We start from the raw sequence: 26,380 nt of genomic DNA, 5'->3' as shown, positions 1-26,380 counted from the left end.
AGCGGAGCGGGCGTATGCGCAGTTGCGCGAGGGGCGGATGGCGCGGTGGCAGCGGCTGCCAGTGCTGAGTTTGCGGGCGAAGATCATGGCGTTGACCAGTTCGGTGCTGGCGGTGGTGCTGGGGATGGAAGCCTGGCTGCGGCCGGAGACCATGGGCATCGAAGCCGCTGCGCTGGTGGCCGGCAGTGGCGCGTGTGCCTTGGGCGTGGGTTGGTTATTGCGGCCACTGGAACGTCTGACCGAGCGTGCGCGGCTGATTGCCGACAACCCGTTGAGTCAGGGCATTTATACCGGGCGGCGGGATCAGTTCGGGCAGATCGAGTTTGCGTTGCAGATGCTCGAAGCCCAGGTCGGTGCGGTGGTCGGGCGGATCGGTGATGCCTCGCAACGGCTGGCCGGGCATGCGGCGCAGCTTGTGGATCATTTGCACAGCAGTCACACCAGTACGTTGGCGCAGCAGGCGGAAACCGATCAGGTGGCGGCGGCGATTCATCAGATGGCGGCCAGTGTGGCCGAGGTCGCCAGCCATGCGCAGCAGGCGTCGGTGGCGGCGGATATGGCCGGGACGGAAACCCGTGAAGGGCATTTGTTGGTCGGCGAGAGTCGCAGTGCGGTGTTGCGGCTGGCCGAGGAGTTGGGGCGGGCGACCGAGGTCATCCATCAGCTCGAAGGTCACAGCAGCGAGATTTCCGGGGTGCTGGAGGTGATTCGCAGCATCGCCGAACAGACCAATCTGCTGGCGCTCAACGCAGCAATCGAAGCGGCGCGGGCCGGGGATGCGGGACGTGGGTTTGCGGTGGTCGCCGATGAGGTGCGCGGTCTGGCCCAGCGCACTCAGCAGTCGACCAATGAAATTCAACGGATGATCAGCACCCTGCAAAACGGCGCGCGGGATGCGGTGCTGGTGATGCAGCAGAGCAGCGAGCATGTGGATAACAGCGTCGAGCAGGCGCAGCGTGCGGCCCGGGCATTGGACGGGATCAGTGGGCGGGTCGAGCAGATTACCGAGATGAGTCTGCAAATCGCTGCAGCCGTTGAAGAGCAGAGCGCGGTGAGTGAGGACATCAACCGCAACATCGTCAGTATTCGTACGGCCTGTGAACTGACGGTGGATGAGGGGCGCCAGAGCCAGCTCAACTCACAGGATGTGGCGGGGCTGGCGGGGGATTTGCGTTCGCTGGCGCGGGAGTTCTGGGGGCGGCGGCAGGGCGCTTAGGCTGCTCGCAGGGAAATGAACGCGTAGGTCTGCGGCGGTTCGGACACCACGTGTGCCCCGGCCGCCCGCACTTGCCCGGCAATGTCGTCACCGGAGACATGGAACAGCCATTCACTGGAAACTTCGCTCAATGGCTGCGCCGTGACCTGATTGATCACCGAGGCAAACGCGCCCATCTCCGGCAGGTACGCTGTAAAACCGTCGCCCTTGAGGGCGGTGGTGCGGATACCGAGCAAGCCGCAAATCGCATCCTTAATCCGGATGTCATCGCGATCCGCCTGACGCGAGCGCTGGATCAGCGTCACCAGTTCCTGATCTACCAGTTCGCCACCGACGATCAACTGCGGCCCTTGCTCCCAGGACTCTGGCGGGCAGTCCTTGGCGGCAGGGTTCAGCGGGATGTGCGGATTGATTTCGGCGGGATAGATGCGACACACCAGCGGCCGACGTTCGTAGATACGGCACAGCTTGTCTTCGTCAAGATTCCGGCAGGGGCCGACGTTGTAGGCGGCAAAAGTGATCGCCACATGGGCGTCGGACATGCCGCTGCGCACCACCGCCGAACGGCGCTGCGCATGCTCGCGCTGCTGTTCCGGCAGACCCAGACCGTTGGCGAGAAACGCCTCCACCAGCACGATCACCTGACCGCCGTCGGCCGCCCACATGCGGGCTTCGGCCAGGGTCAGGGGCACATGGTGATCGGTGCAGCATTTGCCGCAACCTACGCAGGAAAAGGTCGTATTCATTGAGCGGGCAATCTTCAATCAGGGTGTGAATCGGCGACATAAAGCCGCCGTACAGGTCCGGAGTGAAGCAAGTTGTGCGCCATTCGCTCAGGGCTTGGCGTTCGGGCGGATCGAGTCCCATTCGGTGACGTACGCAGTTTTCGACTTCTTGTTGTACAGGCACAACTCGGTGCCTTGCTGGCCTTTCATGTGTTTTTGCGGATACTGGCCTTGCAGCAACAGCGCGGTGTAGCCGGCGCGGTCATCGAATTGCGCGGCGTTGCCGACCGGTTTGGCGTTTTTCAGGCCGCTGGCCTTGGTGCAACTGGCGAGTACGTTTTTGTCGTAGGCCGCCCAGGCGTCGGGGCTGGAGGCGTGGGCGAACGGGGCGATGAGGCAAAGTACGGAGAGGGCGAGGCGTTTCATGGTTCGGGCATCCTTGGAGGGGTGATCGCCAAGGTTGGAGTATGCCGCAGGATTTTAGTTTGTCAGTCCGGCACCCATTCCCGGCGAACTACATACATTCCAGACCTTTCATACAAGCGCTGCGCTCGCTGGTTGTCTTCCAGCACCTTCAGGTCGACAAACCCTTCACGTCGATCCCGAAACGCCGTGAACGCATGAAGCAGCAACGCCCGACCCAATCCGCGACCCTGAGCGCGAGGATGCACCACCAGATTCTTGATGTAGGAACTGGTCCAGCATTGCGCCACGCCGATGACGCCTTCGGTATCACTGGCGATGAAACACAGTGCCGGATCGTATTCCGGATCGTTTTCAAACTGCTGTTGCCAGACGCCCAGCGCCGGCACCCGACCGCCGCCTTCGCGGTAACCGATTTGCATCAGTTCATGCACGGCGGGTGCGCGTTCGTCGCTGTAGGTCGTGAGTTCGATGCCGTTCGGCCATTCGATGGCCGGCACGTCCTGGCTCAGGTCGCGCCGCATCAGAAAGCAGAACGTCTCGCTCAAGGCTCAGTAGCCCTGGGCGGCGACGTGTTTGGCCGCTTCGATCAGGCAGTGGGTCAGCTCGGGCGAGGAGAACTTGGTCAACACGCCGTTGGCCCCGGCGAGGCGGGCCTTTTCGCTGTTCATCGCGCTGTCCAGCGAGGTGTGCAGCAGTACGTAGAGGTGGGCGAAGTCCGGGGTCTCGCGCAGGGTACGGGTGAAGGCGTAGCCGTCCATCTCGGACATTTCGATGTCGGAGACGATCAGGTTGATCTGCTGCGCCGTGCCTTGCAGGTCCAGCAGGCAGTCGATGGCTTCCTTGGCGCTGCGAGCGGTGTGGCATTGCAGGCCGAGGTTGCGCAGGGTGTGCACCGATTGCTGCAGCGCCACCTGGCTGTCGTCGACCACCAGGATCCGTGCGTTGCCCAGCACTTCGGCGTCTTCCATGCTCAGCTCGGTCGGGGCCATTTCGATCTGCGCCGGGGCGATGCCGTGGATGACTTTTTCGATGTCCAGCACCTGCACCAGCGTGCCGTCCACCGAAGTCACGCCGGTAATGTAGGCGCGGGAGCCGCCGGAACCGAACGGCGGCGGTTTGATGTCGGTGGTCAGGCAATGCACGATCTTGCTCACCGCCTGCACATGCAGGCCCTGTTTCGAACGGCTGACGTCGGTGACGATCAGGCAGCCGCCGTTCGGGTCCTCCAGCGGACGCTCACCGATGGCGCGGCTCAGGTCGATCACCGACAGCGAAGCGCCGCGCAGAGTGGCGATGCCTTTGACGTGCGGGTGCGACTCCGGCAGTTTGGTCAGCGGCGGGCAGGGGATGATTTCACTGACTTTCAGCAGGTTGATCGCCATCAGCTTGCCGCTGCGCAAGGTAAACAGCAGAAGCGAAAGTGAATCTGCGCGGGCTTTGTTGGAAGACATAAAAACCTTCTGTGGAAAAAGGTGGTGGGCGAGGGTGGAAATCGCCAGAAACTATTGATGCCGGGTTATCGGCGTCAAAGGGGTGGGCTTTAGGTTAGTTGTCGGGTGGCGTCGAGATCCAGAGCCCCTCACCCCAGCCCTCTCCCGGAGGGAGAGGGGGCCGACCGAGGTGTCTGGCGTCTGACATCGACCTGAACCACCGAGTCGATTATGGATTCAACAATGCACTTTCAGGTCGGTGTAGCTCTGAATCATCCCCCAATCGGCTCCCTCTCCCTCCGGGAGAGGGCTGGGCGGGCGGCGTTCCGATGAGGGTGCTTTTGATCTTGAATAAGCATTTCAGCTTTTCATCCCCAACCGCTTCGCCATCCGCCCCAGATTCGCTCGATCCAGCCCCAGTTCACGCGCAGCACTGGCCCAGTTGTCCCGGTTACGCTCAAGTGCTGCGCTGATCAACTGCCGCTGATACTGCTCGGTGGCTGCACGCAGGTCACCGCTGATCAATGGCAGGGCGGCAGTCGTTTCGGACGGCGCCGGCGAGTTATCCACAACCTCGCGCGGCAGATCGAGGTCCATCGCGCTCAAGCTGAGAATCTTCGGCCGCACCTTGCAGTTGCCCAGCGCCTTGAGTGCGCTGCGCCCAATCAAGTGCTCAAGTTCCCGCACGTTGCCCGGCCAGGTGTAGGTCAGCAGCGCTTCTTGGGCGTCGCTGTTCAGGCGCAGGCTGTTGAGGCCCATGCGTGAGCGGTTCTGTTCCAGAAAATAGCCGCTGAGCAGCAACACATCACGACCCCGGTCACGCAGCGCCGGCACCCGCAACGGGTAAACGCTGAGGCGATGGTAAAAGTCGGCGCGGTAGCGGCCGCTGCGCACTTCTTCGGCCAGATCACGGTTGGTCGCAGCGATCAGGCGCACGTCGACCTGATGCTCCTTGTCCGAACCCAGGCGCTGCAACTGACCACTCTGCAACACCCGCAACAGCTTGGCCTGGACGGTCAGCGACAACTCGCCGACTTCATCGAGAAACAGCGTGCCGCCATTGGCCAGTTCGAACTTGCCGCGCCGGTCGCTGGTGGCGCCTGTAAAGGCGCCGCGCACGTGGCCGAACAGTTCGCTTTCCACCAGCGTGTCCGGCAGGGCTGCGCAGTTGAGGCTGATGATCGGTTTGTCGGCGCGTTTGGAAGCGGCGTGAATGGCCTGGGCCACCAGTTCCTTGCCGACCCCGGTTTCGCCGGTGATCAGCACGGTCAGGTCGCTGCCGCCGACCAGGTTGATCTCTTCCACCAGCCGTTTGTGGGCCTTGCTCTGGCCGATCATTTCGCGATGCTGCTGACCGCTGGCCTGGCGATAGACCTCGGCGCGCTGGTGTTCGTCTTCGGCGCGAATCGCCAGACGTTCGATGCGTTCGGCGGCGTTGACCGTGGCTGAGGCGAGGCTGGCGAAGGCTTGCAGGGCATCGAGTTCGATCGGTTCGAAACGCTCCGGATCGAGTGCGTCGAGGGTGATCAGGCCCCAGAGCTTTTCATCGACGAACAACGGACAGCCGAGGCAGTCGTGAACTTCCAGATGATCGTCGAGGCCGTCGACCAATCCGTCATAAGGATCGGGCAATTCACAGTCGGCGGCGAAACGGGTCGGCCCGGCGCCTGCCAACAGGACTTCGAAACGCGGATGTTCGCTCACTTTGAAGCGCCGGCCGAGGGTGTCGGTGCTCAAACCGTCCACGGCCAGCGGCACCAGCCATTCACCGTCGAGGCGCAACAGTGCGGCGGCATCGCAGGGCAGCAGGGCGCGCATGGCTTCGAGCAGGCGTCGATAGCGCTCGCCTTCAGGCAGTTCGCGGGACAGGTCCGAGACCAGTGGGAGCAGGGCGGTGAGCAATGATTTGGCGGACATAGGCTTGTAGTCAAAGAGACACGTTGTAGTCGAAGCGACTATAGAGGGGCTTGTGTCGATCTGACTACATAATTTTCAAACTATTGATTTATATGAAAAAAATAGTTGGCATGAATACTGGAGTGAACAAGGCACTTTTAGAGAAAGCTCAGGAGTCACCCTTATGCTTAGCGTCCAGGATCGTGCCATCATCAAGTCCACCGTGCCTCTGCTGGAAAGCGGCGGTGAAGCGCTGATCACCCATTTCTACCGGATGATGCTCTCCGAGTACCCGCAAGTCCGCCCGCTGTTCAACCAGGCCCACCAGGCCAGCGGTGACCAGCCCCGCGCACTGGCCAACGGCGTGTTGATGTACGCCCGCCACATCGATCAACTCGACCAGTTGGGCGACCTGGTGGCGAAGATCATCAACAAGCACGTAGCATTGCAGATTCTGCCAGAGCACTACCCGATCGTCGGCACCTGCCTGCTGCGCGCCATCTCCGAAGTGCTGGGCGATGAAATTGCCACGCCTGAAGTGATGAGCGCCTGGGGCGCGGCTTACGGTCAATTGGCCGAGATCCTGATCGGCGCCGAAACCGCCATTTATGACCAGAAAGAGCAAGCCGTCGGCGGCTGGCGCGGGGCGCGGGAGTTCATCGTCGCGGCCAGGGTCGAGGAGAGTGCGGAAATCATCTCGTTCTACTTCGAGCCAGCAGACAAGGGCCCGATCCTCGCCGCCGAGCCGGGTCAGTACATCGGCATGAAGCTGATCCTCGACGGCGAGGAAATCCGTCGCAACTATTCGCTGTCGGCGTTGGCCAACAAAGGCCAGTACCGCATCAGCGTCAAACGCGAACCGGGCGGCCGTGCCTCCAATTACCTGCACGATCAGCTTCATGTCGGTTCCAGCATCCAACTGTTCCCGCCATCGGGCGAGTTCACTCTGGCTGCCAGCGACAAACCGCTGGTGCTGATCAGCGGCGGCGTCGGCATCACGCCGACCCTGGCGATGCTGGAAGCGGCGCTGGAAACCGAGCGTCCGGTGTACTTCATACACAGCGCGCGCAACGGCAGCGTGCACGCGTTCCGTGACTGGATCGACGGTCTGGCCGAGCGTCATCCGCAGCTCAAGCGCTTCTATTGCTACGCCGAAGATGACGGCGTGAGCCCGGCGGCGGACAAGGTCGGCCTGCTGAGCCAGGAGCAATTGGGCGAGTGGTTGCCGGCGCAGCGTGATGTGGACGCCTATTTCCTCGGGCCGAAAGGCTTCATGGGGGCAATCAAGCGTCATCTGAAAGCGCTGGGCGTGCCGGAGAAGCAGAGCCGTTATGAGTTCTTCGGGCCGGCTGCTGCTTTGGAGTAATCCGGAACCGGGTCGCCCTCATTCGCGAGCAAGCCCGCTCCCACAGGATTTGAGTTCGACGCGGTCCTTGTGGGAGCTGGCTTGCCAGCGATTGGCCGTTACACGGTCCTGATTCTTAAATTCTGTTTAAAGGTTAATCGTTTCTTAACCGGTTTATCGTTTATTCCCCGATGCTGATGATAGGCGCTCGTTCGTTTACATGATCAGGATCGCCCCCATGACACACTTCGCCTCTTCCCGTCGTTTCAGCCTGGCCGCGTTGGGCCTGTCGGTTGCCTTGCTGTCCAGTCCGTTCGCCTTCGCCGAATCCGCCTTGATCGAACCCCAGACCCTGATCGTCGATCAGAGCCTGCCCAAGGCCCAGCGTGATGCGATGGAACTGGCGGCGCGGCGTTACGGCAGTTTCTGGAACACGGGCGAAGAGGCGTTGGCCACCGCCGCCCTGTCGCCGCAGTTTGTCGACAAGACCCCGCCGGAAGGCCGGGTGCAAGGGCCGACCGGGCCGCTGCTGGCGTCGAAGTTCTTTCGCACGGCGGTGCCGGACCTGAGCTGCGAGATCGAACAAATGATCGTTGCCGGCGACCGCGTGGTGGTGCATCTGCACTTTCGCGGACATTTCACCGGTACGTTCAAGGCTCTCAAAGGGCAGGGGCAGCGTGTAGACTTCCGGGCAACCGATATCTATCAGATCGACAACGGTCGCATCGCGGCCAATTGGCATATCGAAGACAACATCAGCCTGATGGCGCAACTGCAAGCGCAGCCGCCGGCCAGCTGAACCATGGACATGAAAGGGAAACGCGATGAGCGAGGAAACGATTCGATTGGGGCGTGAGCGGCGCTATCTGGTGTTGCTGGGCGTCATCTGTCTGGCACTGATCGGTGGCGCGCTGTACATGCAGGTCGTGCTGGGCGAGGCGCCATGCCCGCTGTGCATCCTGCAACGCTATGCATTGCTGTTGATCGCGCTGTTCGCGTTCATCGGCGCGGCCATGCGCACCCGCCGCAGCATCACCGTGTTCGAGGTGCTGGTGGTGATCTGTGCGATCGCCGGGGCCGGTGTCGCCGGGCATCACGTGTACACCCAGTTCTACCCGGCGGTGAGTTGCGGCATCGATGTGCTGCAGCCGATTGTCGATGATCTGCCGCTGGCGAAGATCTTCCCGCTGGGCTTCCAGGTCGATGGTTTCTGCTCGACGCCGTACCCGCCGATCCTCGGTCTGTCGCTGGCGCAGTGGGCACTCGTGGCCTTCGTGCTGGTGGTGATCCTGGTGCCGCTGTTGACCTCGCGCAACCGAAAAGCATTGCGTTGAATCAACTTTTCGGCCCCTGCGCCGATAACACAAACGCCTCGATTTGCAGTGACGCAAATCGGGGCGTTTTGCATTTCAGGGTCTTTGTGAAAACGTCGTGACGAACGGCAAGGGAGCGTGCGACAGGTGTGCGACATGTTGTCACACGCGCCATGTCGCAGTGCCTTTCGCGGGCCCGGATTGGACTGTTGTTACAAAAAAGGATTGGTCTGTTTCAGGGGTTTTCGGCTTTGGGACGCTTGTGCCGGAACAGGCAGTTTTAACAACCTGTGGCAATTGGCCAAAGCCCTTGGGTTATCGGGGTTTAAGCGCTTCACGGTGTCGGAAAAAGTCTTCGGAACTGTCTGATCCGAGCCAGGTACACCTACATTTTTTGGAGTTTTTGTTGAGAATCGATTTCGATAGCATGGGTCACTTTTGCAAAAACGGTGATGGATTGTTGCTCTGAGCGATAAAAATTATTTCGGGATAAGACATGGTGTATAGGGCGCTACCTATCTACAATCGCCCGCACTGAATTCCCGGCACTGTTCAACCTTTATAAGGAACTGAGCAGGAAGTCGGGTGTCGAGGGGCCGAAAGGCTTGCGAGACACCCAGGTGTCGGTGCCTTCCAACTTTCCGCACCAAATGGAATTGGTCTGTAACAAGGCCTTTGACCACGAATTCGAATAAGAACTGACCGCTGTCCCAGGATTTGTCGAGCGTCTGACGCGCGACGGGCGGCCCTTATTCAATCCAAAGAAAATGCCAACCCTTGGCAGGGTGAAGTGTTGGCGATCAAAACCCAACTGCATTGCGCAAGCTGCTTTAGAGGTCGTGAGATGAGTAAAAACAGGTACCCCAGATTACTAGGCCTAGTGCCGCTGCTCGGCACGTTGTTGCTGGGAGGCTGCAACATGACCTTGCTCAATCCAACGGGCCAGGTCGGCCTGGAACAGCGCAACCTGATCATCACCGCTACGCTGCTGATGCTGTTGGTCGTTGTGCCGGTCATCGTCATGACCTTCCTGTTCGCCTGGAAGTACCGCGCCTCCAACAAGAACGCCGTCTACACCCCGAAATGGTCGCACTCGACCAAGATCGAAGTGGCAGTCTGGACCATTCCGGTCCTGATCATCATTGCCCTGGGTTACATCACCTACAAGTCGACCCACTCGCTGGATCCGTATCGTCCGATCGAATCCGACGTCAAGCCTGTGACCATCGAAGTGGTCGCGCTGGACTGGAAGTGGCTGTTCATCTACCCGGAACAAGGCATCGCCACGGTCAACAAGATCGTATTCCCGGCGCACACCCCGGTTAACTTCCGGATCACTTCGGATGCGGTGATGAACTCGTTCTTCATCCCGGGCCTGGGCGGCCAGATCTATGCGATGGCGGGCATGACCACCAAGCTGCACCTGATCGCTGACCGCAACGCTGAAATGGACGGTATCTCCGCCAACTACAGCGGCGCTGGTTTCACCGGTATGAAATTCAAAGCGATCGCAACTTCTCAGGAAGATTTCGACGCCTGGGTAAGTGAAGTCAAAAAGGCACCTAAACAGCTTGAAGCCGCTGAATACGCAGCCCTTGCCAAGCCAAGCCAGAACAATCCAGTCGAGCTCTACTCCTCGGTCACGCCGAACCTGTTCCAGACCATCGTCGACAAGTACGAAGGCATGAAACCGGGCAAGCCGCTGAAGCACGAGAAGAAAGAGAAAGAAGTGGCGGCAACGGATATGGACTCGAATTCGCATTCAGCTGCCGGGGCAGAGGAGTAAACGATGTTTGGTAAATTAAGTTGGGAAGCGATCCCTTTCCACGAGCCGATCGTGATGGTCACCATCTCGATGATCGCGCTCGGTGGTCTGGCGTTGTTCGCTGCAATCACCTACTTCAAGAAGTGGACTTACTTGTGGACCGAGTGGCTGACGTCGGTCGACCACAAGAAAATCGGCGTGATGTACATCATCGTTGCCATGGTCATGCTGCTGCGTGGCTTTGCCGACGCCATCATGATGCGTACCCAGCTGGCCATGGCCACCGAGGGTTCGCCTGGCTACCTGCCACCTGAACACTATGACCAGATCTTCACCGCTCACGGTGTGATCATGATCATCTTCATGGCGATGCCATTCTTCACCGGCCTGATGAACCTTGCAGTGCCGCTGCAGATCGGCGCCCGTGACGTTGCGTTCCCGTTCCTGAACTCCCTGAGCTTCTGGCTGCTGGTGTCCGGCGTCGTGCTGATCAACCTGTCCCTGGGCGTCGGCGAATTCGCCAAGACCGGCTGGGTTGCCTATCCACCGCTGTCGGGTCTGCAATACAGCCCTGGCGTGGGGATGGACTACTACATCTGGGCGCTACAGCTATCGGGTCTGGGTACAACGTTAACCGGGGTCAACTTCCTCGCGACCGTGCTGAAAATGCGTACCCCTGGCATGAAGCTGATGGACATGCCGATCTTCACCTGGACCTGCACCTGGGCAAACGTTCTGATCGTGGCTTCGTTCCCGATCCTGACCGCTACCCTGGCACTGCTGACCCTTGACCGTTACATGGATTTCCACATTTTCACCAATGAACTTGGTGGCAATCCAATGATGTACGTCAACCTGTTCTGGGCATGGGGCCACCCTGAGGTTTACATCCTGATCCTGCCGGCATTCGGCATTTTCTCGGAAGTCATCTCGGCCTTCACCGGCAAGAAACTGTTCGGCCATCACTCGATGATCTACGCTTCGGGCGCGATCTCGGTACTGGGCTTCATGGTTTGGCTGCACCACTTCTTCACCATGGGTTCGGGTGCCAGCGTCAACGCCTTCTTCGGTCTGGCGACGATGCTGATTTCCATCCCGACGGGTGTGAAACTGTTCAACTGGCTGTTCACCATCTACCAGGGCCGTCTGCGCTTCACCAGCCAGGTTCTGTGGACCCTGGGCTTCATGGTGACCTTCGCCATCGGCGGCATGACCGGCGTACTGCTGGCCATCCCGGGTGCTGACTTCGTTCTGCACAACAGCCTGTTCGTGATCGCGCACTTCCACAACGTGATCATCGGCGGCGCGGTATTCGGCTACATCGCAGGCTTCGGCTTCTACTTCCCGAAAGCGTTCGGCTTCAAGCTGCACGAAGGCTGGGGTAAAGCAGCGTTCTGGTTCTGGATCTCGGGCTTCTTCGTTGCGTTCATGCCGCTCTACGCTCTGGGCTTCATGGGCATGACCCGTCGTCTGAACGCCACCACCAACCCTGAGTGGGTACCGTACCTGTACGTTGCCATGTTCGGTGCGATCCTGATCGCTGTGGGTATCGCCTGCCAGCTGATCCAGCTGTATGTATCGGTACGTGACCGCAACAAACCGGAAAACATGTGCGAACACGGTGACCCGTGGAATGCCCATACCCTGGAATGGTCGACCTCGTCGCCACCTCCGTTCTACAACTTCGCTGTACTGCCAAAGGCTGACTGCATCGACCCGTTCACCGAAGCCAAGGAAAACGGTACTGCGTACCAGGCTCCGGCCAAGTACGAACCGATCCACATGCCGAACAACACCGCCACTGGCGTGGTGATGGGCGCACTGCTGACCGTGTTCGGTTTCGCGATGATCTGGCACATCTGGTGGTTGGCGATCGCCAGCCTGGCCGGCACTGTCATCTACTTCGTGATCCACGCTGCACGTGACGACCAGGGCTACATGGTTCCGGTTGAAACGATCGAGCGCATCGAAGCCGAGCAGCACAAGCGTCTGGTAGCGGCCGGGAAGATCCCTGCTTCCGCGACCCGTGTTGAAACCAAGTTGGAACAGGCTTAAACAATGTCGAACTTAGTGACCAATGCTGGACACGCCCATGGCCATGACCATGGGCACGATGACCATCACCACGACTCGGGCGAGATGACCGTATACGGTTTCTGGCTCTACCTGATGACCGACTGCATTCTGTTTGCGTCGATCTTCGCGGTGTACGCGGTACTGGTAAACAACGTCGCCGGTGGCCCGTCGGGCCACGACATCTTCGAACTGCCATACGTGCTGGGCGAAACCGCTCTGCTGTTGTTCAGCTCGATCACCTACGGCTTCGCCATGCTGGCGTTGTACAAAGGTAAAAAGCAGCAGGTTCTGGGCTGGTTGTTCATGACCTTCCTGCTCGGCGCAGGCTTCATCGCCATGGAGATCAACGAGTTCCACCTGCTGATCTCCGAGGGCTTCGGTCCTAGCCGTTCGGGCTTCCTGTCGGCGTTCTTCACCCTGGTCGGTACCCACGGTCTGCACGTGTCTGCGGGTCTGATCTGGATGGGCATCATGATGTACCAGGTCAACAAGCACGGCCTGACGGCGACCAACAAGACCCGTCTGAGCTGCCTGAGCCTGTTCTGGCACTTCCTGGACGTGGTGTGGATCTGCGTATTCACCGTTGTTTACCTGATGGGGACCCTGTAATGGCTAATGCACACTCCCATGACAGCCATGATGCTGGCCACGGCAGCGTAAAGTCGTACGCCATCGGCTTCATCCTGTCGGTGATTCTGACCGTCATCCCGTTCGGCCTGGTGATGTTCCCGACCCTGCCGAAGTCCACCACGCTGGCAATCGTCCTGCTGTTCGCAGTCATCCAGGTGATCGTTCACCTGTATTACTTCCTGCACCTGGACCGTTCCATTGCCCAGCGTAACAACGTGATTGCGTTCGTCTTTACGGCCATCGTGATCGTGCTGCTGGTCGGTCTGTCGTTGTGGATCATGTTCAGCATCCACACCTACATGATGGCGAAGTGAGGTAAACCCGATGTCGCTCAAGCACTTTATCCAAATCACCAAACCGGGGATCATTTTCGGTAACGTGCTTTCTGTGGCAGGCGGGTTCTTCCTGGCCTCGAAAGGGCATGTCGATCTGGCGGTGTTCCTGGCCGCCATGATCGGCACTTCCCTGGTCGTGGCCTCCGGTTGCGTGTTCAACAACTGCATCGACCGCGACATCGACCTGAAGATGGAACGCACCAAGAACCGGGTGCTGGTCCAGGGCCTGATCTCCCTGAAACTGGCCCTGGTCTATGCGACCGTCCTGGGTGTCGCCGGCGTTGCGTTGCTGTACAAGGTGGCCAACCCGTTGGCTGCCCTGTTCGCCGTGATCGGCTTCATCATCTACGTCGGCTTCTACAGCCTGTACCTCAAGCGCAAGTCGGTTCACGGCACGCTGGTGGGCAGTCTGTCGGGCGCCATGCCGCCGGTGATCGGTTACGTGGCCGTGACCAACAGTTTCGACATGGCCGCGCTGACCCTGCTGGTAATGTTCAGCCTGTGGCAGATGCCGCATTCCTACGCTATCGCGATCTTCCGCTTCAACGATTACCTGGCCGCGTCGATTCCGGTGCTGCCAGTGAAGCGCGGGATTCAAGTGGCCAAGAAGCACATCCTGCTCTACATCCTGGCGTTCCTCGTGGCGACCTTGATGCTGACCTTCAGCGGTTACGCCGGCATGAGTTACCTCGCCGTCGCCGCGGCCATGGGCATGTACTGGCTGTACATGGCCTGGACCGGCTACAAGGCAGTGGATGACACGGTCTGGGCACGCAAGCTGTTCGTGTTCTCGATCTTCACCATCACCGCGTTGAGCGTCATGATGTCCCTGGACTTCAAGGTGCCGAGCGAGTTGTTGCTGACGTACGCACCGTAAGGTTCGAACGTTGTATGAAAAACCCCGTTCATCGAGAGATGAGCGGGGTTTTTTATTGATCGTTATTTCTCGTCGAGCAAGCGCAGGAACCGTTCACGCACTTGCACGTGATCACTGTGCGCGACGTTGAAGCGCAGATAGTTGTCGGCATCCGCCGCTTTGCTCAGCAGGGTGCCCGGTGCCAGCACCAGATCATTTTCCAGACCCCGGCGGGCGAGCGTTTCGGCATGTTTGCCCTCGGGCAGACGCGTCCAGATGAACAGACCCTCCCCCGGTAGCGATGACACCGAACAACCCGCTTCGACCAGCCAGCCGGCGACCCGGCTGTTGGATTCATAAAGGCGATCTACCGTGCGCCGCGTGTGTCTGGCGTAGCTGCCATCGCTGAGCATGGTGCAGGTAATCTGCTCGGCCAGTTCGGAGGTGACGCCGCCGCAGGCCATTTTCAGCGCAATCATCCGTGCAGCGAGTGGTGCTGACAGCACCGCATAACTGACCCGGCTGTTGGCGGTCAGGGTTTTCGAGAAACCGGAAACGTAACTGACGTTGTCCAGTCCGCTCGCCGCCAGACGCGGGGTGCGGCGCTGCTGGATATCGCAGTACAAATCGTCCTCGACCAGGTGGAAGCCATAACGATGGCTCAACTCCAGCAAACGATAGACCTGTGCCGGGGAGAAGGAGTGACCGGTCGGGTTGTGCAGGGTGCTGTTGGTCATGTACAGCACCGGTCGATGGGCGATCAGCAGTTGTTCGAAGGCTTCCAGATCCATGCCGTCGCAATCGCGGGCAATGGTAATGACCCTGGCGCCGTGCAATGCCAGATTGGCGTGCATGTTGAAGTAACAGGGATCATCGAGCAGTACCGTATCGCCGGGTTTGATCAGCAGGCGCATCAGCAGGTCAATCGCCTGCATGGTATTGGCCGTCGTGATGATCTGCTCCACCGGCGCCTCGATGCCGAAGCTCGCCAGTTTTACCCGCAATGCCTGACGCAAGGGCAGGTAGCCGCCGGCAACGCCGTATTCACCCATACGCAGGGTGGTGGCGCGCAAAGTACCGCGTACGGCCTTGAGCAGTTCTTCGGCAGGCAGCCAGGACGAGGGCAGGAAACCGCAGCCCGGGCGCAATGCGCCGTTGTCCAGCAACAAGGCGCGGCGAACGACGCTGAGAGTGTCCTGGGGCAGCAGATCAGGGCCGCGACTGCCGGGCTGCGAACTGCTCGAACGGTGCACGTAGTGCCCGGAGCCCTGACGCGACACAACCTGGCCCTTGGCCCGCAAGCGGTCAAGAGCATCGACCACCGTGGATTTGCCGACATTCATCAGCTCTGAAAGCTCACGAATCGGGGGCAATCGGGCACCGTGTGGCAGAGCGCCGCTGCTGATTGCGCGGGACAACTGATCGACGATCTGTTGCACCAGTGGTGCACCCGGCTGGAATTCGATCGCGGCGATCACGGCGCGTTGAACCTGCATTTTACTGGTCTCCCCAGCAGTAAACTTCGTTGGATTCTATACGAACTTGCTCTGACCGAAAGTGACCTGCGTCTCTACCATCGCCTGACAGACTTTCCGACGTTTGCTGGTCAGGGGCTTTCAATGAGTATTGAAACAACGGTTGCAGTCGCCAAACCGGTCATTAACGTGCGGTTGTTCGTGATCCGCATGATCACCGCTGTCTCGCTGTTCGCGGTGCTGGGCAAGGCCAATGTCTGGCTCGATACCGCCACCAACAGCATCCTGGCACTGGGCTATCGCGCCCTGCTGCTGTTGCTGCCGCTGACCTTGCTGATTCTGGGACGGCGCTCGCTGAGCGTGACGCTGCTGTGCGCCGGTCTCGGGCTGGTGCTGCTGGCACTGACCAGTCAACAAGGTGTGGTGATGTTTGCCGCAGCGCTGTTCGCCTACGGAATCGCCATTGCCGGCTATCTGATCAAGAGTGAAGCGGCGCAGACCAAAGAAGGTGCGGCCTATAACCGGGTGGCGATGAACATGGGCAGTCTGGTGGCAGGGCTGATCCTGCTCTCGCCGCTGCTGACCCCGACGACGTTTTTCCTGGGGGCGGCCGCATTCGTGTTGCTGTGCCTGCCGATTGCCTTCGGTGCCACGTTCACCACCGCGCCAGGCGTCGCACCTGCGGTGACGCATGAGGGCAGCGGCTGGCGCAACAAGCTGCCATGGGTGGTCGCCGGGATCATCATGGGTATCAAGTTGTTCGGGGTATTTTCGATCCTGCCGCAAGCCATCCTGCTTGAGACCGGTGAGCTGCCAGCCTGGTACGGCCTGATGCTGATCCTGAACAGTGCGGTGGTGGTGTTTGCACAGGTGCCCGTGATGAAGCTGATCGAGCGCACCGGGCGCTTCAAGGTGCTGACCGTGATCGCGATCATCGCCGGTGGCTTTGCCGTGCTTTCCTCGCCCGCGCTGTTCCATGTCGAAACACTGCTCGGAGCCCTTGTCTGGGTGGCGCTGCTGTCGGTGGCCGAGTGCGCGTTCAGCTACCTCGACTACTTCTCGGTCAAGCAGAACAACATGTTCGTCAAGGAAGTCTCGCTGGGTGTCGGCGCAGGCCTCACGGTACTGGTCATGCGTGTGGTACCGGCGCCGTTCAACGCGGTATTGCTGGCGCTGATCGGAGCCGGCGGGATTCTGGCCTGGTATTGGATGGTCCGCCGGTCCAACGCCGCGCTGCACGAATGATTCACGGAATGCAGGAGGGGTTATGAGTACGACGTCTTGTCTGGTGGTGGTCGGTTACAACGGCAACCGGATCAACGATATCCAGAAACTGCGCGATCTGAGCCATCGTCTGTACAACGCGCGACTGGTGCTTCTGGTCGAGCAGATACACAAGGATGATCACCGGGTTGCCGATCACGTCTGCACCACGTCCTTTGCCGAAAAAGACTTGTCCGATGCCGTGGAGCTGGTGAGCGGCTGCCTCAGTGCAGATCGCTGGAAGGTGCTCGGTGTGCTGCCGTTTTCCGATCGCGGCGTCTTGCTCGGCGCTGCACTGGCGCAGCGATTCGGATTGCCCGGCATTACCGCGGCACAGGCGCGGGCGGGACTCGATAAACAGATTTTTCGTGGCCTCGAAGCCGCCGCCGATGCTGCTCCGGCGGACTATCGCCCGGTTGCCTCGACTCGTATTGAAAACCTCGCGCAACTGCGTGAGCGGGTCGTCTCGCTGGGCGGCAAGGCGTTCATCAAACCCGCCTGTGAAGGTGCGAGCCGTGGTTGCCGGGTGATCCATCATCCGTCCGAGTGTGAGGAGGCATGGCAGGCCCTCAAACCCTATCGCGATGGCGGGATCGTTCTCGAAGAACTGATCGAGGGCGCGCGCGAATACAGCTGGGACAACGTCGCCGGGAGCACCTGGATCACCGAGAAAACGACCACCGAAGGTGCTTATCGTGCCGAGATCCAGCAAGTGGTACCCGCGCCGCTGGCGAATCAGTTGCACACGCGCCTGATCGCTGCCGGAAAGCACATGGCGGATCTGGTGTCGACCGACAACGGTGCCTGGCACAACGAGGTGTTCCTGCGTCGCGATGGTTTCAGTTCGGCGGTGGAAACCAACATGCGCCCCGGCGGCATGCACATCTGGGATCTGGCGCGTCATGCCTTCAGTGATTTCGATCCGTGGGAGCGTTGGGTGCGCTGGGCCGTCGAAGGTCAGGTTGCCCCTCATGCGCCAGTGGCCCGTGGTCATTGCGCAATCCGCCTCTTGCGCGCGCCGCGCGACGGCATCCTGCGCTCGATGCCGGATATCCATGCACTGGCCCGCAGCCTCGGGATCGAGCTGATCGAGGCGGTGTATGCCCGCAAGGTCGGCGACTCTGTGACGGCGCAGGTGAAGGACAACACTGCCTTCATCGGTCACATCATTTTGTTCAACAGTGACTACACACAACTCAGTGACGACTTGCAGCGACTGGCCGAAGCCGTCGAGGTGCAGGTTGAGGTCACGGCGCTGGCAATGGCGGGTTGAAACGCATTTTTCGTAGTAATGAGTCAGAGGGTGACGCTGTGGAGAAAGAGACGTGTGATGAGCGCTTCATCAGACTGGCCCGGGAATTGGGCTATGACATCTATGGTGAAAACGCTGCCGGAGGCCATTACGTACCGCTCGTGCGTCATCAGGATGAGCTGTATGTAAGCGGTATGGTGCCGCGCATGAATGGCAAGATTCAGTATCCCGGGCGTGTCGGCGTTGAACTGGATATGAGCCAGGCCCAGGCGGCAGCGAGTATCAGTGCCATGCGTTGCCTGGCCCTGATCGTTGATGCGATTGGCTCACTGGACAAAATCAAGTCGCTGGTGAAAGTGACGGTCTACGTCAAGTCCACGGCGGACTTCGTCGACCTGAGCGAAGTTGCCAATGGCGCCTCCGATGTCTTCAGTCATGTACTCGGCGATTCAGGTAAACATACACGGACAACCGTGGGTGTTTATCAACTTCCAAAGAATGCGGCGATTGAAGTGGACATGATCGTAGCATTGCGTCCAACCGCGTTATAAGTTGTGCCGTCGCAACTTTACAGTGGCGTTGCTCTGAACTAATGTGGCGCGACTTTTAGGGATGGAAGGCTGGAGTTGATGAACGATATCCGTGGCGATTTTTTTTCTTACAAAGACTTTAGAAGAAGTCTTCATCATCAAACGCTCAGTCCGAAAGTCTGGACCCGCACGCAACTGACGAACGAGCGCCAGGCCCTGGCGAGTGAGGATGTGGATATCGTGGCGCTCACATCGGCAGCGGATACGGCTGGCTGCGAGGTGGCACCCGGCATGGCCATGGCGATGCAATGGCTGAACCCTGGCGTCCAGTTGAAGGGGCATGCCCATGCCTGGTGGCACCTGTTCATCATTCAGTCCGGCCGCGGTTACCTGACCCTCGGCGATGCCGCGCCAGTGGCCGTTGGACCGGGCGATGTGTTGCTGGTGCCTGCCTGGAACACCCACGGCTTCGACAATGTCGAGGGGGAGGAACCCCTGGCGATGCTGAATCTGAGCAACATGCCGCAGATGGCATTGTTGTCCAACTTTGCCGACAGTCACGGGCTGATCACCACCCCGGCCTGATACCGGATTGCAACTGCGAGGGAGCCAATGGCTCCCTTTTTTTTTGTCTGGAGTTTGAGCCTTTGCGCGCGTTTTCTGTATCGATGCAAACAAGGCATTTCTGTATCTATTCAGCCTCCTGGCAACTAATTAGGATTGGTTGCAAGACGTTCGATATTAACGAAGCGCCCGCTTTTAGTGGTGCGATCGAGCGCGTTTATATAGGGGAGCGCATGCGTGAATAGTTCAAGATTGAAGTTGTATGTCGGTGCGGATTTCGTCAGCGCGTTTGCGATGTCGGCCTTTGTCGGGCTCAAGGAAAAACAACTTTCCTTTGAACTTGTGAGTGTTGATCTGAAGTCGGGAGAGAACTACCAGTCGGCTTACCGAGATCTTTCGCTGACCTGCAAGATTCCCACACTGGTTCATGAAAACTTCGCCCTGTCGGAATCGTCCGCCATCGTCGAATACCTCGACGAGATCGCCCCCGGCCATCCGAAGCTGCTGCCACAGAACATCCACCATCGTGCCCGGGCCCGACAGCTGCAAGCCTGGCTGCGCAGTGATTTGCTGGTCATCCGCAAGGAGCGTCCGGCAGACCTCATCTACTTCGGACCGCGTGATACGCCATTGTCCCCCGACGCCCGGAGCGCTGTGCAACGCCTCTTGTTCGTTGCCCAGACTTTGCTGAAGACAGGGAGCGAGTACCTGTTTGACGAATGGTGCATCGCTGATATCGACCTGGCGATCATGCTCAACCGGCTGCTGGCCAATGGTGATCCGTTGCCCGAGCGGCTTGCCGAATACGTACGCCGCCAATGGCAGCGTGACAGCGTGCAAGCGTGGCTGGATCAGCCGCGCGTCGCGCCGCTGCAAGCCTGATCATCGCGCCCAGGAGTATCGCCATGCAGGGACTCGAACAAGGACCGTCGCAATTTGAACGCTACAAACCCTACAACTCACGCAGCATTCGCGACACGTCGTACTGGCAAAGACTGACGCCGGCGTTGCAGGAAGCCATGGACGTGGTGGCGCGGGTCATGCCGTTTCGCACCAACGACTATGTGCTGGGCACGCTGATCGATTGGGAGAACATTCCCGACGACCCGATCTTTCGCATGACCTTTCCGCATCGAGACATGCTGCTGGCTCACGAATACGACACGTTGAAACGGTTGATCCAGCAGGATGATTCCATCGCGATCAAGCGCTGCATCGAAGGGATCTGGCGGCGAATGAATCCGCATCCTGCGGGACAGCTGACACACAATGGCGCCAGCCTCGACGGAAAAATCCTGCCGGGCATTCAGCACAAGTACCGCGAGACGGTTCTGTTTTTCCCCGGCGCCGGTCAGACGTGTCACGCCTACTGCACGTTCTGTTTCCGCTGGGCGCAGTTCATCGGTGAAGAAGAACTCAAGTTCAACGCCCGGGAATCCCAGGAGCTGGTGAATTATCTGACGCTGCACACCGAGGTCACCGATGTGCTGATCACGGGTGGCGATCCGATGATCATGAATACCCGATCACTGGCGTCCTACATCGAGCCGCTGCTGGAACTGGCGCATCTGAAGAGCATCCGCATCGGCACCAAATCGGTGGCGTACTGGCCGCAGCGGTTCGTCAGCGACAAGGACGCGCCGCAGCTGCTGGCACTGTTCGAGCGGATTGTGGCCGCCGGCAAGAACCTGTCGATCATGGGGCACTACAACCATCCGGTGGAAATCCGTCAGGACATCGCCCGACAGGCTGTGGCGAATATTCGAGCAAGCGGCGCAACCCTGCGCATGCAGGCTCCAGTGATCCGCCATATCAATGAAGCGCCGGCGGACTGGGCGGCACTGTGGACGGAGGGCGTGCGGTTGGGGGCGATTCCCTACTACATGTTCGTCGAACGCGATACCGGGCCGAGCCACTACTTCGCAATGCCGCTGGCCCGGGCGTTCGAGATCTTTCAGGCAGCCTATCGCACGGTCTCGGGTCTGGCGCGCACTGTGCGCGGGCCATCGATGAGCACGTTTTACGGCAAGGTCCTGATCAACGGAATCGAAACCGTCGCCGGGGAAAAGGTCTTCGTGTTGCAGTTTCTCCAGGCCCGCAACCCGCAGTGGGTGCTGCGCACGTTTTATGCCGCATTCGATCCCCACGCCACGTGGTTTGACGAGCTGAGACCGGCGTTCGGCGAGCGGAGTTTTTTCTTTCAGACCGAAGCGGCGATCACGCCTGAATTGATACCGGTGCTGCTGCAAACAGCTTAGGACGATTGATTGTCAAAGGGAGAAGAAGGGACATGAGCGCAATTCCATTTGATCAGCGCGAAGGCGTGATCTGGCTTGACGGCGAGTTCGTCGAGTGGTCGCAGGCACGGTTGCATGTGCTCAGTCACGGGCTGCATTACGCCAGCACCGTGTATGAAGGCGAGAGAGTCTATGGGGGAAAAGTATTCAAGCTGCGTGAGCACACAGAGCGTTTGTATCGCTCGGCGCAATGGATGGATTTCACGATTCCCTTTACGCCGCAGGCACTGGAAGACGCCAGTCATGAGTTGCTGCGGCGCAACTCGGTCATCGACGGCTATCTGCGTCCGGTGGCGTGGCGCGGCAGCGAGATGATTTCCACTTCCGCACGTTTCAACCGGGTCCATGTGGCGATTGCCTGCTGGCAATGGCCGAGCTATTTCGATCCGGCGGCACGCATGGCTGGCATCCGTTTGAAGACTGCACTGTGGCGTCGGCCGCCACCGGACACCAGCCCGTTCCAGGCCAAGGCGTCCGGGCACTATCAGATCGCGACATTGAGCAAGCACGATGCAGAGAACAGCGGTTATCACGATGCACTGATGCTTGACTGGCGTGGGCATGTTGCGGAGGCGACCAGCGCCAACGTGTTCTTCGTCAAAGGCCGGACGCTGCACACGCCAACGGCCGATTGTTTCCTCAATGGCATCACTCGCCAGACCGTGATCGAACTGGCGCGGGCATTGGACTATCAGGTCATCGAACGAACGATCGTGCCCTCGGAGCTGGGCGAGTTCGATGAGTGTTTTCTCACCGGCACCGCCGCTGAAATTACCCCCGTGCAAAGCATCGACCAACAACGCTTCGAACCTGGCGCCGCATGCCGCGAACTGATTGCGGCCTACACCTCAACCGTTAACGCCTGAACCGGAAAAGGACTGCCACCATGTCAGACCAAGGATTCGCTGTGCCCGCCCCTCAAGCTTCGCTGGACCTTCGTCAAGAAGAGTTGGCCATACGCGGCTGGACGGTGCTCACCCCCAACGAATTTGCGCACGATGTCGAGGGCGTTTTGCAGGCGTTCGGCCCGATCATTCCGCAGTTCAACGGGCAAACGGCGTTCGCCATCACCCGCAAGCCGGGTTATGAGGATCTGCCTTATTCGCAAAGCATGAATGGCATCGGCCCGCACACCGAGGCTCCGGTCTATGGTCCGCCGCCGCGCTACCTCGCGCTGCATTGTCTGCGCCAGGCCACTTGTGGTGGCGGGCATACGGGGCTGGTGGATGGCCTCGAGTTTCTCCAATCACTGGAGCAGGACGATCCAGAGTTGCGCGAGTGGATTCACGATACTCCGGTGGAGTTTGTCGCCACCGCCAAGCCCGGTGAGCCAGGGCAGCGCCGTGTGCTGGAGTACATCCTCACGCCGGCCGAGAAGGGCGACGTCTTTCGTTTCAGCTACAACCAGTTTCATTACGGCGATGTGAACCCTTCGAAACAAGCGCTGGAGCAATCACAGGTCGCCAACAGCGATAGCCCGCTGGCCCGTTTTGCCCGTTTGGGCGAGGCGTACTTTCTTGAACACAACACCCCGGTGCTTATCCCTGACGGGCACATGCTGATCTGGGACAACTGGCGAATGATCCATGCTCGCAGCCGCTACAGCGATCCGGCGCGACACCTTGTTCGCTACTGGCTGGGTTGAGTTTTGCGACTTTCTTAATTTCATTGACGTACCTGGCAACAGGTACGCGTCCTACAGGTATCGCGTCATGGAAACTGCAATCGAGATCGTCTCTGTCGATCATCAACTGGTGATCCGTCTGAATCAGGCCTGGAGCAAACGGGCTACGGTGTGTTCGCCGGCAAAGGCGGATGTCAGCGAGGCGTTCGACCCGACCCGTGCTGATTACCCCGAGCGGCTGGTGCCGTTCTTCCATCACCCGGCGTTTCAGGCGCTCAGTGAAGAACTCAAGAGCAGCGTGCTCACCTGGGGGTGGATTGGCTATAACCTGCGCACCGTCACTGCCGAAGAACTGGTGGTAAACCCGGCATTGAGCGTCATTGCCAACCAGTACCTCGGTCCGGACGACTGGCATTTTCGCGAGGCCATGCAGCAGGCACTGATCGACGAGCACTACCACACGCTGATGCACCTGCGCGCTGTGGAGCGTACCCGCGCCGAACGCAAACTGGGGGCGATGCTTGACCTGCCTCCGTCGGTCACGTATCTGCGGCTGAAGGCCTTGCAACAGGAACTGAGTGAGCCCTGGCAGCGGGACATGGCTGCAATCACGTTTGCTGTCGTGGCAGAAATCAGCGTCAACGCCTTCCTCGACCTGCTGGCGGATGACCAAAGCATCCAGCCGCAGAATCGACTCGTCGCCGAATTGCACAATCGGGATGAATATGCCCACAGCAAGGTGCTGGCCGAAGTGGCCAAGGTCATGTACGCCAACATGCAGACGGAACAGCGAGCGTTTTTCACCCGCACCCTGTCCCAGGCATTGAGCGCATTCGTGGCCCAGGACTACTCGATGTGGGAGGCGATTCTGAGTCAGCTCGGTGTTGAGCAAGCCAGGCAGATCATCGACGAAACCCGTGAAAGCAACCGCAACGCCACCATCATGCGCGACTACAGCGGATTGCATCGTCTGGCCGAAGATCTGGGAATCGGCGCGCAGATCGATTTTGATTTCCGCCCGACGCTCAAATCCGAAGCGGCAGCCTGAATCGGGAGGTGAACATGTCTGTTCCTGAGTACGAAGTTTTTGCCATCCGTGTCGGGGCCAATGCCCAACGCACAGCCCGCGAGAGCTTTCTTTACGACGCCTGTTGCGGTGACCCGAATGCGCCAATGCCGCTGGACTATTACTTCTGGGTCATTCGCAATGCCGAGCACGTGGTCGTGGTCGATACCTGCTTCCAGCCTGCCACGGCGGAACGGCGTGATCGTCAGATGTATCGCCGGCCAGAAAACTCCCTGCGGCAACTGGATATCGATCCTGCGCAAGTCAAACAATTGATCCTGACGCATCTGCATTGGGATCATGCCGGCAACATCGGTTTGTTTGCCAATGCCACGGTGCATTTGCAGGAAGCTGAACTGCGTTTCTGCACCGGGCCGAAAATGACCCATCGCACCCTCAACAAAACCTACGAGGTCGAGGACGTCATGTCGGCCCTGCCGCCATTGTTCGAAGGGCGCTTGCGTTTGCACAGCGGCAGTGTCGAAGTGTTGCCGGGCATCACCCTGCATCCGGTCGGCGGTCACACACCCGGCAGCCAGGTGGTGCGGGTGTTCACCGAGCGCGGCTGGATCGTACTGGCCTCCGACGCCGCCCACCTGTGGGCCAACATCCGCCAGCGCAGTCCGTTTCCGATCCTCGATGATCTGGCGCAGACCCTTGAGGCGTTCGATCGGATCGATGAATTGGCGGACGGTGAAGACCATGTCATTCCCGGTCACGATCCGTTGATCGCCGAGCGTTTCGTTCACTTGAACGGTGATCCGCACATCATTTGTCTGCACCTGCCGCCGTTGTCTGCTGGCTAGTACTGGTTCTCCAGCAGTCGTCCAAGGGTTTTCACCGCGTCCTCGATACGCGGTGAAAACGGCGCGCCGCAACCGATACGCACACAGTGACCGAAGCGCTTGGCGTTGGAAAAGATGTCACCTGGCGTGATCTGGATACCGAGTTTCAGCGCGTCGTGAAACAACCTCATTGCCGACAACTCCCGCGGCAGTTCCACCCACAGCAACGTGCCGCCCTGAGGTGACGTGACCCGAGTACCGGCGGGGAAATGACGCAGGATCGCGCTGCTCATTTGCTGGCGTTGCCCGGTGAGTGTCTTGCGCAAACGGCGCAGATAACGTTCGTAGGAGGGCGTTTTCATCAAGGCGCTGACCGCCAGTTGAGACAATGCCTCGCAACCACGCGACTGCGTATGTTTGAGCATCTCTACACGTTCATGCCAGCGCCCGGCGCTTATCCAGCCCAGGCGAATGCCCGGTGCCAGGGTTTTGTTCAGTGAGGCGCAATAAATCAGGTTGTCGTTACGATCCCAGTGCTTGAGGGTCGACAGCGGTTGCTCGGTATCCACCAGATCGCCATAGGTGTCGTCTTCGATCAGTACGGTGCCGTGTTTATCGCACAACTCGACCAGCCGCGCCTTGTGGGCGTCGGGCATGATGCTGCCCAGCGGATTCTGCAGGTTGGGGATGACGATCAGCGCGCGGATCGGTTTTGCTCCTGCGAGCAATTGTTCGAGGACGTCGAGGTTCAGGCCGGTGTCGCTGGTTGTCGGCACTTCGAGCACCCGCAGATTGAGGCTCTCAAGGATTTGCAGCAGTCCATAGAAGGTCGGAGATTCCACTGCCACGATATCGCCGGGTTGAGTGACTGCGCGCAACGCAAGATTGATCGCCTCGGTTGCACCGTTGGTGATGACGATGCGCTCGGCCGGCAGATTGGCCTTGCTGGCCAAGGCGCGGCGCGCCAGGACCTGACGCAGCAGCGTGTTGCCACAGGCAGAGCCCGGAGCACCGAGCAGGTGTTGATCCAGGCGCAGGGACTTGGTCATGTGGGCCTGCAGGATCTTCAGCGGATACAGTTCGGGCGCGCAGTAGGCACTGGCGAAATTGACTTTGATCGACAGACCCTGGCTGGCCTTGAGCACCGACGACACCTGTTCATGAATGCCGACGTACACGTCGGTGCTCACAGGTGACGGGGCTGCAATGGCTGGCGATTTGGGCAATTTGTCGGGCTGACGGATGAAGTTGCCCGAACGTGGACGGGCTTCCAGCACGCCCTGGTGTTCCAGTTCGCGGCACACCTGCACTGCCGTGGAGAGGCTGACGGCATGTTTTTCCATCATCAGTCGGATCGAGGGCAACCGTTCGCCTGCCTTGAGGGTGCCGCTGCGAATGGCATCTAGATAGTGATTGGCGAGTTGCCGATAGAGGGGTGGGGTATTCATGAGAGCCTCAGCAAACGCACCACTCGTCGTTGGCTGGAAAGTGATTCGATGCTCCCTGCAGGC

At 59.6% G+C, this 26,380-nt stretch carries 26 protein-coding genes; 19 read left to right on the top strand and 7 right to left on the bottom strand.

The window, feature by feature from the left end; all coding sequences use genetic code 11:
* Positions 1-151 precede the first annotated feature (151 nt).
* Positions 152-1,216: a methyl-accepting chemotaxis protein gene (locus C6Y56_RS23475; RefSeq protein ID WP_420793694.1), complete on the top strand. Its 1,065-nt coding sequence runs from the start codon at positions 152-154 to the stop codon at positions 1,214-1,216.
* On the opposite strand, the gene C6Y56_RS23470 is transcribed toward C6Y56_RS23475, so the two are convergent.
* From C6Y56_RS23470 to norR, 5 genes are all read right to left on the bottom strand, one after another.
* On the bottom strand, positions 1,213-1,962 hold the full coding sequence (locus C6Y56_RS23470) for a YkgJ family cysteine cluster protein (RefSeq protein ID WP_169431842.1): 750 nt from the start codon (positions 1,960-1,962) through the stop codon (positions 1,213-1,215). The two genes, C6Y56_RS23475 and C6Y56_RS23470, sit on opposite strands and share 4 nt — an antisense overlap.
* 87 nt (positions 1,963-2,049) lie before the next feature.
* Positions 2,050-2,367: a hypothetical protein gene (locus tag C6Y56_RS23465; RefSeq protein WP_169431841.1), complete on the bottom strand. Its 318-nt coding sequence runs from the start codon at positions 2,365-2,367 to the stop codon at positions 2,050-2,052.
* A 62-nt stretch (positions 2,368-2,429) separates the two neighbouring features.
* Positions 2,430-2,888: a GNAT family N-acetyltransferase gene (locus C6Y56_RS23460; RefSeq protein WP_169432699.1), complete on the bottom strand. Its 459-nt coding sequence runs from the start codon at positions 2,886-2,888 to the stop codon at positions 2,430-2,432.
* A 27-nt stretch (positions 2,889-2,915) separates the two neighbouring features.
* Entirely contained in the window at positions 2,916-3,818 is a 903-nt protein-coding gene (locus C6Y56_RS23455; RefSeq protein WP_169431840.1) for a chemotaxis protein CheV, read from the bottom strand.
* 339 nt (positions 3,819-4,157) lie between these two features.
* Entirely contained in the window at positions 4,158-5,714 is a 1,557-nt protein-coding gene (gene norR, locus C6Y56_RS23450; protein WP_169431839.1) for a nitric oxide reductase transcriptional regulator NorR, read from the bottom strand.
* A 163-nt stretch (positions 5,715-5,877) separates the two neighbouring features.
* Here norR and hmpA point away from each other — a divergent pair, with 163 nt between their 5' ends.
* From hmpA to cyoE, 8 genes are all read left to right on the top strand, one after another.
* Entirely contained in the window at positions 5,878-7,059 is a 1,182-nt protein-coding gene (gene hmpA / locus C6Y56_RS23445; protein WP_169431838.1) for an NO-inducible flavohemoprotein, read from the top strand.
* A 217-nt stretch (positions 7,060-7,276) separates the two neighbouring features.
* Positions 7,277-7,837, top strand: coding sequence for an ester cyclase (locus tag C6Y56_RS23440; protein WP_169431837.1), 561 nt, complete (start codon positions 7,277-7,279; stop codon positions 7,835-7,837).
* A gap of 25 nt (positions 7,838-7,862) precedes the next feature.
* Positions 7,863-8,372, top strand: a complete 510-nt coding sequence (locus tag C6Y56_RS23435) for a disulfide bond formation protein B (RefSeq protein ID WP_065261343.1) — start codon at positions 7,863-7,865, stop codon at positions 8,370-8,372.
* An 823-nt stretch (positions 8,373-9,195) separates the two neighbouring features.
* Positions 9,196-10,137, top strand: coding sequence for a ubiquinol oxidase subunit II (gene cyoA / locus C6Y56_RS23430; protein ID WP_011335843.1), 942 nt, complete (start codon positions 9,196-9,198; stop codon positions 10,135-10,137).
* 3 nt (positions 10,138-10,140) lie between these two features.
* Entirely contained in the window at positions 10,141-12,171 is a 2,031-nt protein-coding gene (gene cyoB / locus C6Y56_RS23425) for a cytochrome o ubiquinol oxidase subunit I (RefSeq protein WP_169431836.1), read from the top strand.
* A 3-nt stretch (positions 12,172-12,174) separates the two neighbouring features.
* On the top strand, positions 12,175-12,801 hold the full coding sequence (locus tag C6Y56_RS23420) for a cytochrome o ubiquinol oxidase subunit III (protein ID WP_007956720.1): 627 nt from the start codon (positions 12,175-12,177) through the stop codon (positions 12,799-12,801).
* The gene (cyoD, locus tag C6Y56_RS23415) at positions 12,801-13,136 is read left to right on the top strand and encodes a cytochrome o ubiquinol oxidase subunit IV (RefSeq protein WP_007956718.1); all 336 of its coding nucleotides are present in this window, start codon (positions 12,801-12,803) and stop codon (positions 13,134-13,136) included. The genes C6Y56_RS23420 and cyoD overlap by 1 nt, the downstream gene beginning before the upstream one ends.
* A gap of 10 nt (positions 13,137-13,146) precedes the next feature.
* On the top strand, positions 13,147-14,034 hold the full coding sequence (gene cyoE / locus C6Y56_RS23410) for a heme o synthase (RefSeq protein ID WP_169431835.1): 888 nt from the start codon (positions 13,147-13,149) through the stop codon (positions 14,032-14,034).
* A gap of 62 nt (positions 14,035-14,096) precedes the next feature.
* Here the strand turns inward: cyoE and C6Y56_RS23405 are convergent, their stop codons facing one another.
* Positions 14,097-15,509, bottom strand: a complete 1,413-nt coding sequence (locus C6Y56_RS23405) for a PLP-dependent aminotransferase family protein (RefSeq protein ID WP_169431834.1) — start codon at positions 15,507-15,509, stop codon at positions 14,097-14,099.
* Between the two features lie 123 nt (positions 15,510-15,632).
* Between C6Y56_RS23405 and C6Y56_RS23400 the strand changes: the two genes are divergently transcribed.
* From C6Y56_RS23400 to C6Y56_RS23355, 10 genes are all read left to right on the top strand, one after another.
* On the top strand, positions 15,633-16,733 hold the full coding sequence (locus tag C6Y56_RS23400; RefSeq protein ID WP_169431833.1) for a hypothetical protein: 1,101 nt from the start codon (positions 15,633-15,635) through the stop codon (positions 16,731-16,733).
* A 22-nt stretch (positions 16,734-16,755) separates the two neighbouring features.
* Entirely contained in the window at positions 16,756-18,024 is a 1,269-nt protein-coding gene (locus C6Y56_RS23395) for a biotin carboxylase (RefSeq protein WP_169431832.1), read from the top strand.
* A 38-nt stretch (positions 18,025-18,062) separates the two neighbouring features.
* On the top strand, positions 18,063-18,554 hold the full coding sequence (locus tag C6Y56_RS23390) for a RidA family protein (RefSeq protein ID WP_169431831.1): 492 nt from the start codon (positions 18,063-18,065) through the stop codon (positions 18,552-18,554).
* A gap of 78 nt (positions 18,555-18,632) precedes the next feature.
* On the top strand, positions 18,633-19,118 hold the full coding sequence (locus tag C6Y56_RS23385) for a cupin domain-containing protein (RefSeq protein ID WP_169431830.1): 486 nt from the start codon (positions 18,633-18,635) through the stop codon (positions 19,116-19,118).
* A 216-nt stretch (positions 19,119-19,334) separates the two neighbouring features.
* Complete coding sequence (yfcF, locus tag C6Y56_RS23380) at positions 19,335-19,979, top strand: glutathione transferase (RefSeq protein ID WP_169431829.1); 645 nt, start codon at positions 19,335-19,337, stop codon at positions 19,977-19,979.
* A gap of 23 nt (positions 19,980-20,002) precedes the next feature.
* On the top strand, positions 20,003-21,355 hold the full coding sequence (locus C6Y56_RS23375) for a KamA family radical SAM protein (protein WP_169431828.1): 1,353 nt from the start codon (positions 20,003-20,005) through the stop codon (positions 21,353-21,355).
* A gap of 32 nt (positions 21,356-21,387) precedes the next feature.
* Entirely contained in the window at positions 21,388-22,260 is an 873-nt protein-coding gene (locus C6Y56_RS23370; RefSeq protein WP_169431827.1) for a branched-chain amino acid aminotransferase, read from the top strand.
* A gap of 20 nt (positions 22,261-22,280) precedes the next feature.
* Complete coding sequence (locus C6Y56_RS23365) at positions 22,281-23,039, top strand: TauD/TfdA family dioxygenase (protein WP_169431826.1); 759 nt, start codon at positions 22,281-22,283, stop codon at positions 23,037-23,039.
* Between the two features lie 67 nt (positions 23,040-23,106).
* The gene (locus C6Y56_RS23360; protein WP_169431825.1) at positions 23,107-24,066 is read left to right on the top strand and encodes a diiron oxygenase; all 960 of its coding nucleotides are present in this window, start codon (positions 23,107-23,109) and stop codon (positions 24,064-24,066) included.
* A gap of 14 nt (positions 24,067-24,080) precedes the next feature.
* Positions 24,081-24,890 carry an N-acyl homoserine lactonase family protein gene (locus tag C6Y56_RS23355; protein ID WP_169431824.1) on the top strand — a complete coding sequence of 270 codons (810 nt, stop codon included), beginning with the start codon at positions 24,081-24,083 and terminating at the stop codon, positions 24,888-24,890.
* Here C6Y56_RS23355 and C6Y56_RS23350 read toward each other — a convergent pair.
* On the bottom strand, positions 24,887-26,317 hold the full coding sequence (locus C6Y56_RS23350) for a PLP-dependent aminotransferase family protein (protein WP_169431823.1): 1,431 nt from the start codon (positions 26,315-26,317) through the stop codon (positions 24,887-24,889). The two genes, C6Y56_RS23355 and C6Y56_RS23350, sit on opposite strands and share 4 nt — an antisense overlap.
* Between the last annotated feature and the right edge of the window lie 63 nt (positions 26,318-26,380).

The sequence above is a fragment of the Pseudomonas fluorescens genome (genome assembly GCF_012974785.1).
GTDB lineage: Bacteria > Pseudomonadota > Gammaproteobacteria > Pseudomonadales > Pseudomonadaceae > Aquipseudomonas > Aquipseudomonas fluorescens_BT.
This window is presented reverse-complemented; position numbering and strand designations above follow the sequence as displayed.

Bases quoted from the DNA above. Each gene is read 5' to 3' on its own strand.
- C6Y56_RS23375 (WP_169431828.1), top strand. From the start codon at position 20,003: ATGCAGGGACTCGAACAAGGACCGTCGCAATTTGAACGCTACAAACCC.
- cyoA (WP_011335843.1), top strand. From the start codon at position 9,196: ATGAGTAAAAACAGGTACCCCAGATTACTAGGCCTAGTGCCGCTGCTC.
- cyoE (WP_169431835.1), top strand. From the start codon at position 13,147: ATGTCGCTCAAGCACTTTATCCAAATCACCAAACCGGGGATCATTTTC.
- C6Y56_RS23370 (WP_169431827.1), top strand. From the start codon at position 21,388: ATGAGCGCAATTCCATTTGATCAGCGCGAAGGCGTGATCTGGCTTGAC.
- C6Y56_RS23475 (WP_420793694.1), top strand. From the start codon at position 152: ATGGGCATCGAAGCCGCTGCGCTGGTGGCCGGCAGTGGCGCGTGTGCC.
- C6Y56_RS23360 (WP_169431825.1), top strand. From the start codon at position 23,107: ATGGAAACTGCAATCGAGATCGTCTCTGTCGATCATCAACTGGTGATC.
- C6Y56_RS23385 (WP_169431830.1), top strand. From the start codon at position 18,633: ATGAACGATATCCGTGGCGATTTTTTTTCTTACAAAGACTTTAGAAGA.
- C6Y56_RS23440 (WP_169431837.1), top strand. From the start codon at position 7,277: ATGACACACTTCGCCTCTTCCCGTCGTTTCAGCCTGGCCGCGTTGGGC.
- norR (WP_169431839.1), bottom strand. From the start codon at position 5,714: ATGTCCGCCAAATCATTGCTCACCGCCCTGCTCCCACTGGTCTCGGAC.
- C6Y56_RS23465 (WP_169431841.1), bottom strand. From the start codon at position 2,367: ATGAAACGCCTCGCCCTCTCCGTACTTTGCCTCATCGCCCCGTTCGCC.
- C6Y56_RS23435 (WP_065261343.1), top strand. From the start codon at position 7,863: ATGAGCGAGGAAACGATTCGATTGGGGCGTGAGCGGCGCTATCTGGTG.
- C6Y56_RS23355 (WP_169431824.1), top strand. From the start codon at position 24,081: ATGTCTGTTCCTGAGTACGAAGTTTTTGCCATCCGTGTCGGGGCCAAT.
- C6Y56_RS23455 (WP_169431840.1), bottom strand. From the start codon at position 3,818: ATGTCTTCCAACAAAGCCCGCGCAGATTCACTTTCGCTTCTGCTGTTT.
- hmpA (WP_169431838.1), top strand. From the start codon at position 5,878: ATGCTTAGCGTCCAGGATCGTGCCATCATCAAGTCCACCGTGCCTCTG.
- C6Y56_RS23365 (WP_169431826.1), top strand. From the start codon at position 22,281: ATGTCAGACCAAGGATTCGCTGTGCCCGCCCCTCAAGCTTCGCTGGAC.
- C6Y56_RS23470 (WP_169431842.1), bottom strand. From the start codon at position 1,962: ATGAATACGACCTTTTCCTGCGTAGGTTGCGGCAAATGCTGCACCGAT.
- cyoD (WP_007956718.1), top strand. From the start codon at position 12,801: ATGGCTAATGCACACTCCCATGACAGCCATGATGCTGGCCACGGCAGC.
- C6Y56_RS23420 (WP_007956720.1), top strand. From the start codon at position 12,175: ATGTCGAACTTAGTGACCAATGCTGGACACGCCCATGGCCATGACCAT.
- C6Y56_RS23350 (WP_169431823.1), bottom strand. From the start codon at position 26,317: ATGAATACCCCACCCCTCTATCGGCAACTCGCCAATCACTATCTAGAT.
- cyoB (WP_169431836.1), top strand. From the start codon at position 10,141: ATGTTTGGTAAATTAAGTTGGGAAGCGATCCCTTTCCACGAGCCGATC.
- C6Y56_RS23400 (WP_169431833.1), top strand. From the start codon at position 15,633: ATGAGTATTGAAACAACGGTTGCAGTCGCCAAACCGGTCATTAACGTG.
- C6Y56_RS23405 (WP_169431834.1), bottom strand. From the start codon at position 15,509: ATGCAGGTTCAACGCGCCGTGATCGCCGCGATCGAATTCCAGCCGGGT.
- C6Y56_RS23460 (WP_169432699.1), bottom strand. From the start codon at position 2,888: ATGCGGCGCGACCTGAGCCAGGACGTGCCGGCCATCGAATGGCCGAAC.
- C6Y56_RS23395 (WP_169431832.1), top strand. From the start codon at position 16,756: ATGAGTACGACGTCTTGTCTGGTGGTGGTCGGTTACAACGGCAACCGG.